General features: G+C 72.6%; 15 protein-coding genes. 5 read left to right on the top strand and 10 right to left on the bottom strand.

Going from position 1 to position 15,917, the window contains the following annotated elements; translation table 11 throughout:
- Nucleotides 1-19: 19 nt before the first annotated feature.
- Nucleotides 20-853, bottom strand: a complete 834-nt coding sequence (locus ACIGXJ_RS31700) for an isocitrate lyase/phosphoenolpyruvate mutase family protein (RefSeq protein WP_399652686.1) — start codon at nucleotides 851-853, stop codon at nucleotides 20-22.
- A gap of 345 nt (nucleotides 854-1,198) precedes the next feature.
- On the opposite strand from ACIGXJ_RS31700, the gene ACIGXJ_RS31695 reads away from it, so the two are divergent.
- From ACIGXJ_RS31695 to ACIGXJ_RS31685, 3 genes are all read left to right on the top strand, one after another.
- Nucleotides 1,199-2,815, top strand: a complete 1,617-nt coding sequence (locus ACIGXJ_RS31695) for an ABC-F family ATP-binding cassette domain-containing protein (RefSeq protein ID WP_399652683.1) — start codon at nucleotides 1,199-1,201, stop codon at nucleotides 2,813-2,815.
- A 167-nt stretch (nucleotides 2,816-2,982) separates the two neighbouring features.
- Nucleotides 2,983-3,759, top strand: a complete 777-nt coding sequence (ddaH, locus tag ACIGXJ_RS31690; RefSeq protein WP_399652681.1) for a dimethylargininase — start codon at nucleotides 2,983-2,985, stop codon at nucleotides 3,757-3,759.
- A 246-nt stretch (nucleotides 3,760-4,005) separates the two neighbouring features.
- Nucleotides 4,006-4,980: an acyl-ACP desaturase gene (locus tag ACIGXJ_RS31685; RefSeq protein ID WP_399652678.1), complete on the top strand. Its 975-nt coding sequence runs from the start codon at nucleotides 4,006-4,008 to the stop codon at nucleotides 4,978-4,980.
- 23 nt (nucleotides 4,981-5,003) lie between these two features.
- Here ACIGXJ_RS31685 and ACIGXJ_RS31680 read toward each other — a convergent pair whose 3' ends face one another.
- The gene (locus tag ACIGXJ_RS31680; protein WP_399652676.1) at nucleotides 5,004-5,249 is read right to left on the bottom strand and encodes a WhiB family transcriptional regulator; all 246 of its coding nucleotides are present in this window, start codon (nucleotides 5,247-5,249) and stop codon (nucleotides 5,004-5,006) included.
- Nucleotides 5,250-5,433: 184 nt separating this feature from the next.
- Between ACIGXJ_RS31680 and ACIGXJ_RS31675 the strand changes: the two genes are divergently transcribed.
- Nucleotides 5,434-6,213 carry a VOC family protein gene (locus ACIGXJ_RS31675; protein ID WP_399652674.1) on the top strand — a complete coding sequence of 260 codons (780 nt, stop codon included), beginning with the start codon at nucleotides 5,434-5,436 and terminating at the stop codon, nucleotides 6,211-6,213.
- 147 nt (nucleotides 6,214-6,360) lie between these two features.
- Nucleotides 6,361-7,317 (top strand): IS481 family transposase, encoded by a 957-nt coding sequence (locus ACIGXJ_RS31670; RefSeq protein ID WP_399652671.1) that lies wholly within the window; start codon nucleotides 6,361-6,363, stop codon nucleotides 7,315-7,317.
- On the opposite strand, the gene ACIGXJ_RS31665 is transcribed toward ACIGXJ_RS31670, so the two are convergent.
- The 8 genes from ACIGXJ_RS31665 to ACIGXJ_RS31630 form a co-directional block, all read right to left on the bottom strand.
- Nucleotides 7,314-8,348, bottom strand: coding sequence for a LacI family DNA-binding transcriptional regulator (locus ACIGXJ_RS31665; protein ID WP_399652669.1), 1,035 nt, complete (start codon nucleotides 8,346-8,348; stop codon nucleotides 7,314-7,316). The genes ACIGXJ_RS31670 and ACIGXJ_RS31665 overlap by 4 nt on opposite strands.
- A gap of 101 nt (nucleotides 8,349-8,449) precedes the next feature.
- A complete protein-coding gene (locus ACIGXJ_RS31660; RefSeq protein ID WP_399652667.1) occupies nucleotides 8,450-9,136 on the bottom strand; it encodes a methylmalonyl-CoA mutase family protein in 687 nt (228 codons plus the stop codon).
- A 1-nt stretch (nucleotide 9,137) separates the two neighbouring features.
- Nucleotides 9,138-10,484 carry a crotonyl-CoA carboxylase/reductase gene (gene ccrA, locus ACIGXJ_RS31655; RefSeq protein WP_399652664.1) on the bottom strand — a complete coding sequence of 449 codons (1,347 nt, stop codon included), beginning with the start codon at nucleotides 10,482-10,484 and terminating at the stop codon, nucleotides 9,138-9,140.
- A complete protein-coding gene (locus ACIGXJ_RS31650) occupies nucleotides 10,472-11,926 on the bottom strand; it encodes an NDP-hexose 2,3-dehydratase family protein (RefSeq protein WP_399652661.1) in 1,455 nt (484 codons plus the stop codon). Before ACIGXJ_RS31650 ends, ccrA begins: the two co-directional genes overlap by 13 nt.
- Entirely contained in the window at nucleotides 11,920-12,906 is a 987-nt protein-coding gene (locus ACIGXJ_RS31645; protein ID WP_399652659.1) for an aldo/keto reductase, read from the bottom strand. The genes ACIGXJ_RS31650 and ACIGXJ_RS31645 overlap by 7 nt, the downstream gene beginning before the upstream one ends.
- Nucleotides 12,906-13,874 carry an NAD-dependent epimerase/dehydratase family protein gene (locus ACIGXJ_RS31640; protein WP_399652656.1) on the bottom strand — a complete coding sequence of 323 codons (969 nt, stop codon included), beginning with the start codon at nucleotides 13,872-13,874 and terminating at the stop codon, nucleotides 12,906-12,908. The genes ACIGXJ_RS31645 and ACIGXJ_RS31640 overlap by 1 nt, the downstream gene beginning before the upstream one ends.
- A gap of 115 nt (nucleotides 13,875-13,989) precedes the next feature.
- Nucleotides 13,990-14,646 carry a response regulator gene (locus ACIGXJ_RS31635; RefSeq protein ID WP_399652654.1) on the bottom strand — a complete coding sequence of 219 codons (657 nt, stop codon included), beginning with the start codon at nucleotides 14,644-14,646 and terminating at the stop codon, nucleotides 13,990-13,992.
- Complete coding sequence (locus ACIGXJ_RS31630) at nucleotides 14,643-15,917, bottom strand: sensor histidine kinase (RefSeq protein WP_399652652.1); 1,275 nt, start codon at nucleotides 15,915-15,917, stop codon at nucleotides 14,643-14,645. The genes ACIGXJ_RS31635 and ACIGXJ_RS31630 overlap by 4 nt, the downstream gene beginning before the upstream one ends.

Raw genomic sequence — 15,917 nt, 5'->3', positions numbered from 1 at the left:
GGCCCGCCGCCCAGGCGGATCAGTGCTCCCGTGCGAACAGGGCGTTCAGCTCGCCGTAGTCGGCCCCGTCGGCCAGCGCCTGGTACGTCCCGTCGGCCAGCAGCTCCCGCGCGGCCCGGCGGGTCAGGGCGTGCACGGCGAGGGCGAGTCCGGCGCCGACGCTGACGCGCGCGACGCCGAGCGCGGCCAGCTCGGCGACCGGGGGCGCGCCGGGCCCCGCCATGACGTTCAGCGGCGCGTCGATGCCGTCGGCGAGGAGCTTCACCGTGCCCGGGTCGACGGCCCCGGGGACGAACACCCCGTCGGCCCCGGCCGCGACGAACGCGGCGGCCCGCTCCAGGGTGAGGTCCACTCCCCCGGCGCCCCGCAGGAAGGTGTCGATGCGGGCGTTGACGAACAGCGGCACGCCCTCGGCGTCCGCGGCCTCCCGTGCGGCGGTGACCCTCTCGGCCTGCTCGGCGATCGGCCGCAGCGGGCCCGCGCCCGGCTCGTACCGGGCGTCCTCGAGGTTGACGCCGACCGCGCCGGCGGCGATGACCGCCCGGACGGTGTCGCCGACGCCGGCCGCGTCGGCCGCGTAGCCGCTCTCGATGTCCGCGGTCACCGGCACCCGCACGGCCGCGGCGATCCCCGCCACGGTCCCCAGCGCCGTCTCCCGCTCCAATCGGTCGCCGTCGGCGGTACCGAGCGCCCACGCGACCCCGGCGCTGGTGGTGGCCACGGCGGCGGCACCGGCGTCCTCGACGAGACGGGCACTGGCCAGGTCCCAGGCGTTGGGCAGGACGAGAGGGCGGCCGGGCACGTGCAGGGCGCGGAAGGCGAGAGCGAGGTCACGGAGGTGCTGGTTCGTCATGCAGCTCACTCAACCAGCCCCGCACGGCAGGGGTCTGGCAGGAATCCGACATCGCCGTCGGGGTGGCCAGCGCCGGTAATGCGTTGACAGGCCGTGAGGCCGCTCGTACGGTGTATGAGGTCCTGTTGTCGCCGATCGGAGAAGGACGTTGCTCTACTGAGGTCCTGAGACACCGCGTCACACCCCTTGAGGTGTGGTCCGCCGCGTGCGACCTCGGTATGTGAGCCGTCCTCTCGACGACCAGGGCTTTTTTCCTGCCCAGGGCTCCTTCTTCCGCTTCCGTGGCCGCGGTGTCTCTACACGCGTTTGCCCTTGATCACTGCGAGCAACCGCGGAGGCGCCTTCATGCCTACTTCCATCACCTGTACCTCCCTGTCCTTCTCCTGGGCCGACGGCACGCCCGTGCTCGACGGCCTCGACATCTCCTTCGGCCCCGGCCGCACCGGACTCGTCGGCGTCAACGGGGCCGGGAAATCAACCCTGTTGAAGCTCATCGCCGGTGAGCTCACCCCGGCCGACGGCACCGTGCGGGTCGCGGGGGAGGTCGGCCATCTGCCGCAGAACGTCACGCTCGACACCGCCCTGAAGGTCGACGAGGCCCTCGGGATCGCCGAGCGGCGGGCCGCGCTGCACGCCATCGAGGCGGGCGACGTGTCCGAGGCGCACTTCGAGACGGTCGGCGACGACTGGGACGTCGAGGAGCGCGCCCTGGCCACGCTCGGCGAACTCGGCCTCGGGCACATCGGGTTGGACCGCACGATCGGCGAGCTGTCGGGCGGTGAGTCCGTGCTGCTGCGGCTGGCCGCGCTGCTGCTGCGACGCCCGGACGTGCTGCTGCTGGACGAGCCGACCAACAACCTCGACCTGTACGCGCGCCGCAGGCTGTACGAGGCCGTGCGGTCCTGGCCGGGCGTCATGGTCGTGGTCAGCCACGACCGCGAACTGCTCGAACTGGTCGACCAGATCGCCGATCTGCGCGGCGGAGAGGTCACCTGGTTCGGCGGTCCCTACTCCGCCTACGAGGAGGCCCTCGCCGCCGAGCAGGAGGCGGCCGAGCGGATGGTCCGGGTGGCCGAGGCCGATCTGAAGAAGCAGAAGCGCGAACTGGTCGACGCCCAGGTGAAGCTGGCCCGCCGCAAGCGGTACGGCCAGAAGATGTACGAGCAGAAGCGCGAGCCGAAGATCGTCATGGGGGCGCGCAAACGGGCGGCCCAGGTGTCGGCCGGCAAGCACCGCATCATGCACGAGGAGAAGCTCGCCGAGGCCAAGGGGCGCCTCGACGAGGTCGCGGAGGCCGTACGGGACGACGACGAGATCCGCGTCGACCTGCCGTACACGGCCGTACCGCCGGGCCGGACCGTGCTCACGCTGCGGGACCTGGAGCCGGTCCACGGCCCCCGGGTCCCGGTCGGGCTCGACCTGCACGGGCCGGAGCGGGTGGCGCTGATCGGGCGCAACGGCTCGGGCAAGACGACGCTGCTGCGCACGATCGCCGGGGAGCTGGCCCCGGTGTCGGGCGAGGCCGTGACGCATGTGCCGTACCGGTTCCTGCCGCAGCGCCTGGACGTGCTCGACGACGGGCTGACGGTCGCCGAGAACGTGGCCCGGTTCGCGCCGGGGGCCACCGACAACCGGATCCGGGCCCGGCTGGCCCGCTTCCTGTTCCGGGGCGCCCGCGCCGACCAGCAGGCCGGCACCCTGTCCGGCGGCGAGCGCTTCCGGGCGGCGCTGGCCGCGCTGATGCTGGCCGACCCGGCCCCGCAGCTGCTGATGCTGGACGAGCCGACGAACAACCTGGACATGGCGAGCGTACGGCAGCTCACCTCGGCCCTGGAGTCCTACGAGGGCGCGCTGATCGTGGCCGGCCACGACCTGCCGTTCCTGCGGTCGATCGGCATCACGCGCTGGCTGCTGCTGGAGGAGGGAGAGGTGCGGGAGACCACGCCGGAGGAGGTCGGGTAGTCGGGCCCGGGCGCCGCCGCCGCGGGCCGGGCTCGGTTACCGCCGAGTATCTCAGGAGGGCCACAGCCCGGCGGCGGGGGTTTTGTCCGTACCGGGCGGCACTGCATGATGGCCGGGCGGCGCAGCGACATCGCGCCGCCGAAGACCCACCGATACGGAGACACCTCGTGCCCAGCAAGAAGGCCCTCATCCGCCGCCCCGGCCCCCGTCTCGCCGACGGCCTCGTCACCCACATCGAGCGCGCCGAGGTGGACCCGGAGCTGGCGGTCGCGCAGTGGGAGGCGTACGGCGAGGCGCTGCGCGAGCACGGCTGGGAGACCATCGAGGTGGAGCCGGCCGACGACTGCCCGGACGCGGTGTTCGTCGAGGACACGGTCGTGATGTACAAGAACGTGGCGCTGATCTCGCGCCCCGGCGCGGAGTCTCGGCGCGCGGAGACCGCCGCCGTCGAGGAGACGGTGGCGAGCCTCGGCTGCTCGGTGAACTGGATCTGGGAGCCGGGCACCCTGGACGGCGGCGACGTGCTGAAGATCGGCGACACGATCTACGTCGGGCGGGGCGGGCGCACCAACGCGGCCGGGGTCCAGCAGCTGCGGGCCGCCTTCGAGCCGCTGGGCGCGCGGGTGGTGTCGGTGCCGGTGACGAAGGTGCTGCACCTGAAGACGGCGGTGACCGCGCTGCCGGACGGGACGGTCGTCGGGCACATCCCGATGATGGACACGCCGTCGCTGTTCGGGCGTTTCCTGCCGGTTCCGGAGGAGTCGGGGGCGCATGTGGTGCTGCTCGGCGGCAACGAGCTGCTGATGGCGGCGAGCGCGCCGAAGACCGCCGAGCTGTACGCCTCGCTGGGCTACGCGCCCGTCGTGGTGGACATCTCCGAGTTCGAGAAGCTCGAGGGTTGTGTGACGTGCCTCTCGGTGCGGCTGCGGGAGCTGTACGCCTGACCGGGTGAGCCGGCCCCCCGGACAGCCCCGGGACCTGCGGGTCCCGGGGCTGTCCGCATGTCCGGCGCGGGTTGCTGACCAGGGATCTTGACAGGCTTCCTTACCGCGCGCTTAACCTACGGCTTCGTAACCTACGGATTCGTAGCCTACGATCCCGTAGGTTCGGTGCCGCGCGCCGGCGGCTTCGCCCCCAGTGCCCCAAGGGCCTGAGGGTACCCCCAGCACCCCCGTCCCCATGGAGTACCCGTGACGATCACTTCCCCCCAACTCGGCAGCCCCTCCGTCTGGACCGACGCCCGGCTGCTGTACGCACTGGAGGAAGTCGTCGAGACCGAGCTGAACCGGCACCTGAAGGTCGCCAAGGACTGGATGCCGCACGAGTACGTGCCGTGGAGCGACGGCCGTAACTTCCCGGGCCTCTTCGAGGACGGCGAGGCCTGGGACAAGGAGCAGTCGAAGGTCACCGAGATCGGCCGGATCGCGCTGGTCGTCAACCTGCTGACCGAGGACAACCTCCCCAGCTACCACCACGAGATCGCGACGCTGTTCGGCCGGGAGGGCGCCTGGGGCACCTGGGTGCACCGCTGGACGGCGGAGGAGGGCCGGCACGGCATCGTCATGCGGGACTACCTGCTGGCGTCCCGCGCGGTGGACCCGGACCAGCTGGAACGTTTCCGCATGGCTCATATGAGTGAGGGCTTCGAGTCGGACAACCGGCACTCGATGCTGCACTCCATCGCCTACGTCGCCTTCCAGGAGCTGGCGACGCGCATCTCGCACCGCAACACCGGCTTCCAGTCCGGCGACCCGGTGTGCGACCGGATGCTGGCGCGCATCGCGACCGACGAGAACCTGCACATGGTCTTCTACCGGAACCTGCTCAAGGCCGCCTTCGAGCTCGCCCCCGACCTCACCATGCAGGCCGTCCGCGACGTCGTGGTCAACTTCCGGATGCCCGGCCACGGCATGCCCGGCTTCGAGCGGGCCGCCGCGCAGATGGCGATCGGCGAGGTCTACAACCTCCGCATCCACCACGACGACGTCCTCCAGCCCGTCCTGCGCTTCCTGAAGGTCCTGGAGATCGACGGCCTCGGCCCGGAGGGCCTGAAGGCACAGGAGGAGCTGGGCCTGTACATGGGCGGCCTGGACGCGGAGGCCGCCAAGTTCGACGAGAAGCTGGCTGCCCGCAAGGCCCGTATGGCGGCCCGCGCGGCGGGCTGAGCCGGCCCCGCCGGGGCGGGGCGTCAGCGGGCGGCGCGGCGCAGCGTCAGGCGTTCCTTCTCGGACAGGCCGCCCCAGACGCCGAAGCGCTCGTCGTGCTCCAGGGCGTACTCGAGGCAGGCCGGGCGCATCTCGCACATGGCGCAGATGCGCTTGGCCTCGCGGACCGAGCTGCCGGGCTCGGGGAAGAAGAAGTCGGCCCCGGTCTGCGCGCACAGGGCCTGGGCCTGCCAGGAGGGGGAGGCCGGGGTCACGGTGTCGTAGTGCATGGACGAGATCGTGCCGGGCGGCGCAAAACGTTCGATCAACGCGGGATCAACGCGCGGACGGCGGGGCACCCGGCCGGTCGATGATGCCCGTCCCGGACACGCGGCGCACGGCGGCGCGCGGTTGTCGGTGGGCGGTGCGAGACTCGGCTGTGCAGACAGCCGGCCCCTGCCGAGGAGGGCGATGATGTCCACCACCCGTTTCGACCACGGCGCTCCGAACTGGATCGACGTCGGCACACCGGACATCGAGGGCGCGGCCTCCTTCTACCGCGCCCTGTTCGGCTGGCGGTTCGTCCCCGGCGGCCCCGAGGTCGGCGGGTACGGGCTGTTCCAGCTCGACGGCCGGACCGTCGCCGGCGGCATGCGGACCACGCCCGAGCAGGGCCCGCCGTCGTGGACCGTGTACTTCCAGAGCCCCGACGCCGACGCCACCGCCGAGGCCGCCCAGGACGCGCACGGCTCGGTCGTGTTCCAGCCGATGGACGTGACGGACCAGGGCCGTATGGCGATCCTCGGCGACCGGTCGGGCGTGCCGTTCGGCATCTGGCAGCCCGGAGCGAACAAGGGCGTGGACCTGGTGCGGGCGCCCGGCGCGCTGCGCTGGCTGGAGCTGTACACGCCGGACATCGCCGCGGCGGCCGGCTTCTACCACCGGGTGCTCGGCTGGGAGACCTCCTCGCTCAGCTTCACCGGCGGCTTCCACACCTGCGTCAACCCGGCGGGCCGGGACGAGGAGGCCAGGTTCGGCCGGCTGGTCCCGCTGGACGCGGAGTCCGGCGAGACCGGTGACCCCCACTGGTTGGTGTTCATCGAGGTCACCGACACCGACGCGACCGCCGCCCGGGTCCAGGAACTGGGCGGCACGGTCCACACGCCTCCCACCGACGTCCCGGACATCGGCCGCGCCGCCCGGCTGACCGACCCGTACGGCGCCAGGTTCGCCGTCGTCGAGCCCCGCGGCTAGGGCCAGTCGTCGCGGCACAGGCGGGAAGTGTCGGACAGGCCCTAGGTGTATTGACCAGCAGCGTTGTTGACACGCGTGGGCGCTTGATCATGGCGAAGACCTCCGGTGTGGTGGAGGTGTCTAGGACTGCACCGCACGGAGGTCTTCGTGTCCCACCGTAATGCCCGGCTGACCGTTCACGGCAGGAGGCTGCTCGTCGAGCGTGTCCGCTGCGGCCGTCCCGTCGCGCATGTCGCCGCAGAGATGGGCATCTCACGAGCCACAGCCCACAAGTGGGTCCGCCGCTGGCGGGCCGAGGGTGAGGCCGGCCTCGCCGACCGCTCCAGCAGGCCACGAACGACTCCGCATCGCACGGCGGACGCCGTCGAGGCCCGAGTGTGTCACGAGCGGCAGGTCCGCAAGCTCGGTCCCGCACGGCTCGGACCGGTCCTGGGTCTGCCCGCCTCGACCGTGCACCGGATCCTGACCCGGCACGGCCTGAACCGCCTGGCCCACCTGGACCGGCCCACCGGCCAGGTCATCCGTCGCTACGAACGCGACCGGCCCGGCGAGCTGGTCCACGTGGACGTCAAGAAGCTCGGCCGCATCCCCGACGGCGGCGGCCACAAGGTACTGGGCCGCCAGGCCGGCCGGACCCGGCGCAGCAGCGTGGGCTTCGATTACATCCACTCCGCCGTCGACGACCACTCCCGCCTGGCCTACAGCGAGGTCCACCCGGACGAGAACGCCGTCACCTGCGCCGCCTTCCTGCGGCGAGCCGCCGTCTTCTTCGCCGGGCACGGCATCACCCGCGTCGAGCGGGTCCTGACCGACAACGCCTGGCCCTACCGCAAGAGCCTCGCCTGGCGGCAGGCGCTGGCCGACCTCGGCGCGGCCGGCAAGCTCACCCGCACCTACCGGCCACAGACCAACGGCAAGGTCGAACGCTTCAACCGCACCCTGCTCGACCAATGGGCCTACCAGCGGCCCTACACCAGCAACGCCGAACGCACCGCCGCCCTGGCAGACTTCCTCCACACCTACAACCACCACCGCTGCCACACCGCACTCGGAGGCCAGCCACCGATCAGCCGTGTGAACAACGCTGCGGGTCAATACACCTAGGCGCTCGCCCGGCGCACCAGTGTGGTCGGCAGGATGGTGGCGTCCGGGAGCGCAGCGGTGGTGCCGCCGAGGCGGTCGAGGAGCAGGCGGGCCATCAGGCGGCCCATCTGCTCGATGTCCTGACGGACCGTGGTCAGGGGCGGGTCGGTCTGCTCGGCGACCGGCAGCAGGTCGTCGAAGCCGATCAGGGCGACGTCCTCGGGCACGCGCCGCCCGTGCTCGCGCAGCACGCGCAGGGCGCCCGCCGCGGACAGGTCGTTGGCGGCGAACACCGCGTCCAGGCCGGGGCACCGGTCGAGCAGTTCGCGCATCGCCCGCTCCCCGCCGGCCGGCGTGAAGTCGCCCTGCGCGACCAGCCCGGGATCCGTCTCGCCCACCACGTCCCGGTAGCCGTCGAGCCGGTCCACGGCCGACGTCTGGTCCGGCGGGCCCGCGATGTGCGCGATCCGCGTACGGCCGAGCCCCGCCAGATGCCGTACGGCGTCCCGCGCGCCGCCCCTGTTGTCGCAGTCCACGTACACGGTCGGCGCGGCGTCCTCGCCCGCCCCGTCGGCCCAGCCGGGGCGTCCGCCGAACACGGCCGGGACCCCGGCCCGCCGGATCAGCCCGGGCAGCGGGTCGTCGAGGTGCAGCGAGAACACCAGCGCCCCGTCGACGTGTCCGGCGGCGAGGTAGCGGCCCACCCGGGCGTGGTCCTCGCGGCCCTCGGTGAGAAGCAGCACGAGCTGGTTGTCGTGGGCGGTCAGTTCCTTGCTGATGCCGCGCAGATGGAGCGCGAAGAACGGGTCGGCGAACACGCGCGTCTCGGGTTCGGCGACGACGACCGCGACGGCGTCGTGCCGCCGCGTCACCAGGCTGCGCGCCGCCTGGTTGGGGACGTACCCCAGCTCCTCGACGGCGCGCAGGACCTTCTCCACCAGGGGGCCGCGCACACCGTCGCCGCCCCGGACGACACGGGAGGCGGTGGCCCGTGACACCCCGGCCCGCGCGGCCACGGCCTCCAGGGTCGGGCGCGGCGCGGTCTCGGACACGGTTCAACTCCTCGTCTACGGCTGCCGACGAGGATAGCCGCGAGCCGGGGCGGGGGATGCGGGCGGGCCGGAGGGCGCCCGCCGGTCGGGCCCTGGGTCCCCTAGGTCCCCCAGGCCTCGTGCAGGGCCTGGCACACCTCCGCGGTGGTCGCTCCCGCGGCGAGGGCCGTGCTGATCGGGTGGAGCACGTTGTCGGTGCCGGCCGCCGCCTTCCGGATCAGGTGGAGGGCGTCGTCGAGCCGGTCCTGGCAGCGCCAGGCGCGGAGCTTCGCCAGGCGTTCGGCGTGCCGGGGGCCTGCCGCCGGTACGGCACCGTCGTACGCGTCGGCGTGGAAGCGCAGGGTCAGCGGCTCGGGGCGCCGCGGGCCGGCCGCGCCCGGGACGCGCGGCCGGGCACGGCGTGGGGTGGTGGTCCACCTGGGGAGTTCGGCCTCGCGGTACGCGGCCAGGTCCGCGAGCAGCCGCCGGGACGGCTCGGGTGGGAACAGCCGCCGCCCCGGCGCGTCGGTGCGGAGCGTGCCGGTCAGCCGGCGCGCGCTCACCCCCTGCTCCTCGGCGACCAGCCGGTACAGCGCGAGCAGCAGCGCGGCCGGTGCGTCGGCCGGCAGCGACGGCGACACCGTGTCCAGCGGGACGCCGCGGAACAGCACGCGCAGGTCGTCGAGGGAGTCGATCACCACGCCGGTCGTGGCGCTCCGGCCGTGGGCGACCGGGACGTAGGCGACCGGCAGGGTCCGGGTGCCGCCGGCGATCAGTCCCCGCCATCGGGGGGTGGCCCGCGACGGCACGTCAGCCGGCGTCGGTGCGGAACCGGTTGATGGCGGCCAGGTGGCGCTGCCTGAGCTGTTCGTCGCGCACACCGAGCCCTTCACGGGGCGCCAGGCACAGCACCCCGACCTTGCCGGAGTGGCGGTTGCGGTGCACGTCCTGGGCCGCCGTGCCCACCGCGGACAGCGGGTACACCGTGGACAGGGTGGGGTGCACCATGCCCCGGGCGATGAGGCGGTTCGCGGCCCACGCCTCGGTGTAGTTGGCGAAGTGGCTGCCGACGATCCGCTTGAGCGACATCCACAGGTAGCGGTTGTCGTACTCGTGGCGGTAGCCGGTGGTGGAGGCGCAGGTGACGACGGTCCCGCCGCGGCGGGTGACGTACACCGACGCGCCGAAGGTGTCCCGCCCGGGGTGTTCGAGGACGATGTCGGGGTCCTCGCCGCCGGTCAGCCGGCGGATGTGGGAGCCGAAGCGCCGCCACTCCTTCGGGTCGGGGGTCGTGGGGTCCTTCCAGAAGCGGTAGTCCTCCTCCGCCCGGTCGATGACCAGTTCGGCGCCCATGGAGCGGACGAGGTCGGCCTTGCGCCGCCCGGAGACGACGCACACGGGGATGCCGCCGCCGTTGAGGACGAGCTGGGTGGCGTACGAGCCCAGGCCGCCGGCCGCGCCCCAGACGAGGACCACGTCGCCCTGCTTCATCCGGGCGCCGTTGCGCGAGACGAGCTGGCGGTAGGCGGTCGAGTTGACCAGCCCGGAGGCGGCCGCCTCCTCCCAGGTGAGGTGGGCCGGCATGGGCATCAGCTGGTTCTCCTTGACCAGGGAGAGCTCGGCGAGCCCGCCGTAGTTGGTCTCGAAGCCCCAGATGCGCTGGTCGGGGTCGAGCATCGTGTCGTCGTGGCCGTCCGGCGAGCGCAGTTCGATGGACAGGCAGTGCGCGACGACCCGGTCGCCGGGCTTCCAGCGGCGTACGCCCGGGCCGGTGCGCAGGACGATGCCGGACAGGTCCGAGCCGAGGACGTGGTACGGCTGGTCGTGCCGGGCCGCGCCGGGTGCGTCGGAGCGGGCGTAGCGCTCCAGGAAGGAGAAGGTGGGGACCGGCTCGAAGATGGCGCTCCAGACGGTGTTGTAGTTGACGGAGCTGGCCATGACCGCGATCAGGGCCTCGCCGGGGCCGGGTTCGGGGGTCGGCACCTCGCGTACGTGCAGGCTCTTGGCCGGGTCCTTGTCCGCGGTCGCCATGCCGTGGAACATCTCCCGGTCCTCCCGCCGCAGGACGGCGCCGCGGTAGTGGTCCGGCACCGGCAGCGCGCCGAAGCCGTCCGCGTCGGTGTCCGGAGCCAGGGCTGCTTCGGCTATCTCCCGCACTGTGGGTCCTCCGTCGGGGCGAACGAGGTCGTCTCGGGGTGGAGGGCGAGGCCGTTCAGGCAGGCCACGAGGGTCCGCGCCTCCACGTTCAGGTAGTGGCTGTGCCGCAGCAGGCCGACCAGCTGGTGCACGGCGATCCAGCGGTGGTCCGGGGTCTCGGCGGGGACGTCCGCCGGGTCGGCCTCCACGACGAGGTAGCGGTTAAGGGCGTGGTAGAAGCGCCCGCCCTCTTCGGACAGGGCGGTGTCGAACAGGACGCGCTCGGCCGGGGCCTGCAGCACCTGTTCGAGGAAGGGCGGTGCCGCCTCGTCGGGCAGGTGGTCGTAGTTGGAGGGGGTGCACTGCACGGTGGGCGCCAGTTCGACGACGTCGGTGTAGCCGGGTTCGGCGCGGGCGTGCACCAGGACGTGCGGGACCTTGTCGAAGTCGGCCAGCAGGAAGGCGACGACGCCCGGGCCGTGCGGGGCGAGCAGCGGCTGGGTCCAGTGGGCGACCTCACGGCCGGTGGAGCGTACGTCCACGGCCATGATGCTGAAGAAGCGGCCGGTGTCGTGGGTGATGCGGTCGGCGGAGCGGCTCCACTGCGGCACCTGGCTGAGCGGCACGAGGTCGGTGAGCACCTCGCGTTCGCTGCGGATGCCGGTGACCCAGCTGAGGATGTCCGTGGTGGAGTGCAGGCCGGCCGGGGGGCGGCCGTCGCCGGGCAGGGCTCCGGCGTCGTCGGGACCGAGGGCGTCGAGGGCGGAGTACGGCAGACAGGCCAGGACGCTGCGGGCGTCCATGTTGACGACGTCCTCCTCGGCGAGCAGGCGGTGCAGCTGGCCGAGGGTGAGCCAGCGGAAGCCCTCTCTGACCTGGACGTGGTCCTGCGGGGGCACTTCGACGATCATGTTGCGGTTGCGTTTGCGGTAGAACCAGCTGCCCTGCTCGGAGTGCCGGACGTCGGCGAGGACGGTGTGGCGGTCGGGCCGGCGGAAGTACTCCAGGTAGGGGACGGGCTTTCCCTGGTGCACGCGCGTGTAGTTGCTGCGGGTGGCCTGGACGGTGGGCGAGAGCTGGACGCCGCCCTGGTTGCCGGGTTCGCTCTTGGCCTGCATCAGGAAGTGCAGGATGCCGTCGAACTCCTTGGCGAGGATGCCGAGGATCCCGATCTCGGGCTGGTTGAGGATGGGCTGGCCCCACTGCGCGACGGACCGGCCGGGCATGCGGACCTGGATGCCCTCCACGGCGAAGAACCGGCCGCTGTCGTGCACCAGGTTCAGGGTGCCGGGCTGGAAGGTCCAGCCGCGCATCGCGTCGAAGGTGATCGGCTCGACCAGGGTCTCGTCGGCGTCGGCGAGTTCGCCGAACCACTGCCGGAAGCCGGCCAGGGTGCCGATGGGGCTGTCGACTGCGGCGGCCGACCTGCGCAGCCGCTCCTGCTGGGTCGGGTAGCTCACCATGCCCATGCCTCCGGGCCCGGGCCGCCGTTGCCGACCGGTGGGAAGAGGACGTCGAGTTCGGCCAGCACCTCGTCGGGCAGCCGGAGTTCGAGGGCGCGCAGGGCGCTGTCGAGCTGGGCGAGGTCGCGGGGGCCGATGACCGGGGCGGTCACTCCGGGGCGGGACATCACCCAGGCCAGGCCCACCTCGGCCGGGTCGAGGCCGAGGCTGTCGCACAGTTTCTCGTAGGAGGCGACGGCCTCGCGGTGGCGGTCGAGGGCCTGGGCGGCGCGGCCCTGGGCGGTCTTGACGGCCGTACCGTCGGCGAGTTTGCGCAGGGCCCCGCCGAGGAGCCCGCCGTGCAGCGGGGACCAGGCGAGGACGGCGACGCCGTAGCGCCGGGAGGCGGGGATCACCTCCAGCTCGACGTGCCGGGTGACGAGGTTGTACACGCTCTGTTCGGAGACGATGCCGAGGAACCGGCGGCGCTCGGCGGCCTCCTGGCCCTCGGCGATGTGCCAGCCGGCGAAGTTGGAGGAGCCGACGTAGCGGACCTTGCCCTGGAGGGTGAGGGTCTCCATCGCCTGCCACACCTCCTCCCAGGGGGCCTGGCGGTCGACGTGGTGCATCTGGAACAGGTCGATCCAGTCGGTATTCAGGCGGCGCAGGGACGCCTCGCAGGAGGCGATGATGTGCCGGGCCGACAGGCCGGAGTCGTTGGGCCAGTCCGACATCGGGTTGAAGACCTTGGTGCCGAGGACGACCTTCTCGCGCCGGCCGCCGCCCTGGGCGAACCAGCGTCCGAGGAGTTCCTCGGTGTATCCCTTGTGCTTCTGCCAGCCGTACTGGTTGGCGGTGTCGAAGAAGTTGACGCCGCGGTCGAGCGCGGTGTCCATCAGGGCGAAGCTGTCCGGTTCGCTCGCCCGGACGCCGAGGTTCAGCGTGCCCAGGCAGACGCGGCTCACCTGGAGGGCGGTACGGCCGAGAGCGGTGTACTGCATCACTGTCCTTCGGTACGGGCCGCGGCGACGGTGGGCCGGCCTGCGGCGGCCGTCCACAGGTCGCGGACGGAGGAGGGCAGAGGGACGTGCGGGGACCAGCCGAGCAGTTCGCGGGCGAGGCCGATGTCGGACTGGGTCCAGTTGCCGCCGAAGCTGGTCACGGGCGCCTTCTCCTCGCGGACGAGGTGCGGGGGCACCGCGGAGGCGGCGACCAGCCAGTCCACCAGGTCGCGCAGGGCGGTGGCCCGGCCCTGGCCGATGTTGACGACCCGTCCGGTGACAGGGGCGCCCGGCGCGGCGGCGAGGGCCACCGCCTCGGCGACGTCGCGGACGTCGACGAAGTCACGGTGGTCGTCGACGACGGTGAACGAGGCGGGCGCGTCCGCGCCGGCGCGCAGCAGCTTCTCCGCCAGGGCGCCCAGGAAGCTGCCGCGGGGGGTGCCGGGTCCGCAGACGTTGGTCACGCGCAGCACGCAGCCGTCGACGAGGCCGGCGCGGGTGGCGTCCAGGACCGTGCGGGCGGACGCCAGTTTGGTGCGCGCGAACACGCTGACGGGTGCCTCGGGGCGGTCCTCGGTGATGACGGTGCCGGGCGGGACGGGCCCGTACTCGTGGACGCTGCCGAGCTGGATCAGCCGGGGTGTGCCGTCCATGGCGGCGGTCGCTTCCACCAGCCGTTCGACGAGGGGGCCGTGCGAGGCGGTCATGGCCTCCTCGGAGCCCTCCCAGCTGTCGCCGGCGGCGTTGACGACGACCTGGGCGGACCGGGCGATCGCGGTCAGTTCGCCGGGCTGCGCCGTCAGCATGTCCAGGACCCGGAATTCCGCCCGCGGGAATCCCTTCACATTCGGTTTCCTGCCGGTCGCCAGTACCGTGTGGCCGCGTCGGGCGAGTGCCGCGCACACATGCCGCCCGAGAAATCCTGTACCGCCGACGACGACGGCCGACCATTTCTGCGAAGGGGTCATGGCCGTCACGCTATGAGGGGGCCTTCGGGGGTCACAACCCCTATCGTCCGAAGGCCCTCACCGCCCCTATCGGACCACCCCTACCGGTCGTGTTCCGGATAAGAAAAAAGGGGGTTCAGGAAAACAGATTCCGTTTGTGGGCCTCGCTGACCGCGGCGGCGCGGTCGTTGACGCCGAGTTTCTCGTAGACGTGCAGGAGGTGGGTCTTCACCGTGGCCTGGCTGATGAACAGTGTGGCGGCGACCTGGCGGTTGGTGGCGCCGTCGGCGATGAGGCGGAGCACCTCCAGCTCGCGCTGGCTGAGCGGGCCGCGCGTCGGCCCCCGCATCCGGCCGAGCACGCGGCTGGTGACGGCCGGGGACAGCACGGACTGGCCGGCCGCGGCGGCGCGCACCGCGCGGGTCAGCTCCTCGCGGGAGATGTCCTTGAGGAGGTAGCCGGTGGCGCCGGCGGCGAGCGCGTCCACGACGTCGCTGTCGTTGTCGTAGGTGGTGAGCACCAGGATCCGCGCGTCCGGGTCCGTGCCGAGCAGCTGTTTGATGGCGCCGACTCCGCCGAGGCGGGGCATGCGCAGATCCATCAGGACGACGTCGGCGGCGAACTGCCGATAGCGTGCGACGATCTCCTCGCCGTCCTCGGCCTCGCCGACGACCTCGAAGTCGGGGTCGCGTTCCAGGACGCTGCGCAGGCCGTCGCGGACCACGGGGTGGTCGTCGACGATGACGATACGGATGGGGTTCTGGTCCTGGCTTCGGATCGGGTTCGCGCTCATGCACCGGCTTCCGGGGGAGGGATGAAGGGAACGCCCGCGCCGATGGCCGTGCCCTCGCCGGGCGCGCTCTCGATCTCCAACGTACCGGCGACGCGCTGGAGCCGGCGACGCATGGCGACCAGGCCGAGTCCGCTGCCGTCGGGTGCGGCGGTCCCGGACCGGGCGGCCGGCGGGTCGAAGCCGGCGCCGTCGTCGACGACGTCGAGCAGGACGACGTCGTCCATGTACGACAGGGTGATGCCGGCCCGGGAGGCGCCGGCGTGCTTGGCGACGTTGGCGAGGGCCTCCTGCGCCACCCGGTAGAGCGTCGCCTCCAGTTCGGCGTGCATCGGCGCGGCCCGGCCGGTCAGCGCGAAGTCGGCCTTGACCGCGTGCTCGCGAGACCACCGCCCGGCGAGGTCCGCTATGGCGTCGGGCAGCGAGGACGTCTCCAACTGCTCGGGGCGCAGCGCCTGGACGGAGCGGCGGGCCTGGGTGAGGCTCTGCCTGGCCAGGTCGCGGGCGGCGTCCAGGTGGCGCTGCCAGCGCTCCTCGTCGCCCTTGGCGTGTTCGGCCGCCTCCAGTTGGCGGATGATGCCGGCCAGCCCCTGGGCGAGGGTGTCATGGATCTCGCCCGCCATCCGCTGGCGTTCGTCGTGCACGCCCGCCTCCCGTGCCTGGGCGACGAGTTGGGCGTGCAGTCCGGCGTTCTCCGCGAGTGCCGCCTGGAGTTCGGCGACGGTCCGCTTGCGCTGTTCGTGCTGCTCGGTGAGGCGCCGGGAGAGCAGGTTGACCCAGCCGATGACGGCCGTCTGCAGGGCGATCCCGCCCGCGTAGCGGGTGACGGCGCCGGCGTCGGGCTCGGGGAACCCGTCCGGCACGGTGTTGACGAGGAACGAGGCGACGGCGACGCAGACGAACGCCCACGGGGTCGGCAGCAGCACCAGGGCCTGCACGAATCCGGTGGCGGCGAACAGCACGAACACCTGGTCGCGGGTGAGCAGCACCGCGGAGATGCCGAGCAGGCCGGCGAAGTAGAGCGCGGTGGGCAGTTGGGCGTAGCCGCTGCGGCCCCTGCCGCGGGTGGGCAGGGTGAAGGTGCCGAGGATCCACACGGCGGCCGCGCCCACCAGGGCGAGGGTGATCAGCCGGTCGCCGGGGTCCCAGGCCGCCGCGCCGTGCGCCAGGCTGATGGCCGTCGACAGCAGCAGCAGGAAGTAGGGCAGCACCCCGAACACGATGTCGGAGTGCCGCTCCCACCTGACGCCGTCGTCGTACGTCGTCGCGAACAC

The organism is Streptomyces sp. NPDC053367, assembly GCF_044545925.1.
Lineage (GTDB): Bacteria > Actinomycetota > Actinomycetes > Streptomycetales > Streptomycetaceae > Streptomyces.
Note: the sequence above shows the minus strand (reverse complement) of the source record. Positions and strands in the feature narration are given on the sequence as shown.

Coding starts and splice junctions, on each gene's coding strand:
- ACIGXJ_RS31700 (WP_399652686.1), bottom strand. CDS start 853: ATGACGAACCAGCACCTCCGTGACCTCGCTCTCGCCTTCCGCGCCCTG.
- ACIGXJ_RS31695 (WP_399652683.1), top strand. CDS start 1,199: ATGCCTACTTCCATCACCTGTACCTCCCTGTCCTTCTCCTGGGCCGAC.
- ACIGXJ_RS31680 (WP_399652676.1), bottom strand. CDS start 5,249: ATGCACTACGACACCGTGACCCCGGCCTCCCCCTCCTGGCAGGCCCAG.
- ACIGXJ_RS31675 (WP_399652674.1), top strand. CDS start 5,434: ATGTCCACCACCCGTTTCGACCACGGCGCTCCGAACTGGATCGACGTC.
- ACIGXJ_RS31650 (WP_399652661.1), bottom strand. CDS start 11,926: ATGGTGAGCTACCCGACCCAGCAGGAGCGGCTGCGCAGGTCGGCCGCC.
- ACIGXJ_RS31645 (WP_399652659.1), bottom strand. CDS start 12,906: ATGCAGTACACCGCTCTCGGCCGTACCGCCCTCCAGGTGAGCCGCGTC.
- ACIGXJ_RS31640 (WP_399652656.1), bottom strand. CDS start 13,874: ATGACCCCTTCGCAGAAATGGTCGGCCGTCGTCGTCGGCGGTACAGGA.
- ACIGXJ_RS31635 (WP_399652654.1), bottom strand. CDS start 14,646: ATGAGCGCGAACCCGATCCGAAGCCAGGACCAGAACCCCATCCGTATC.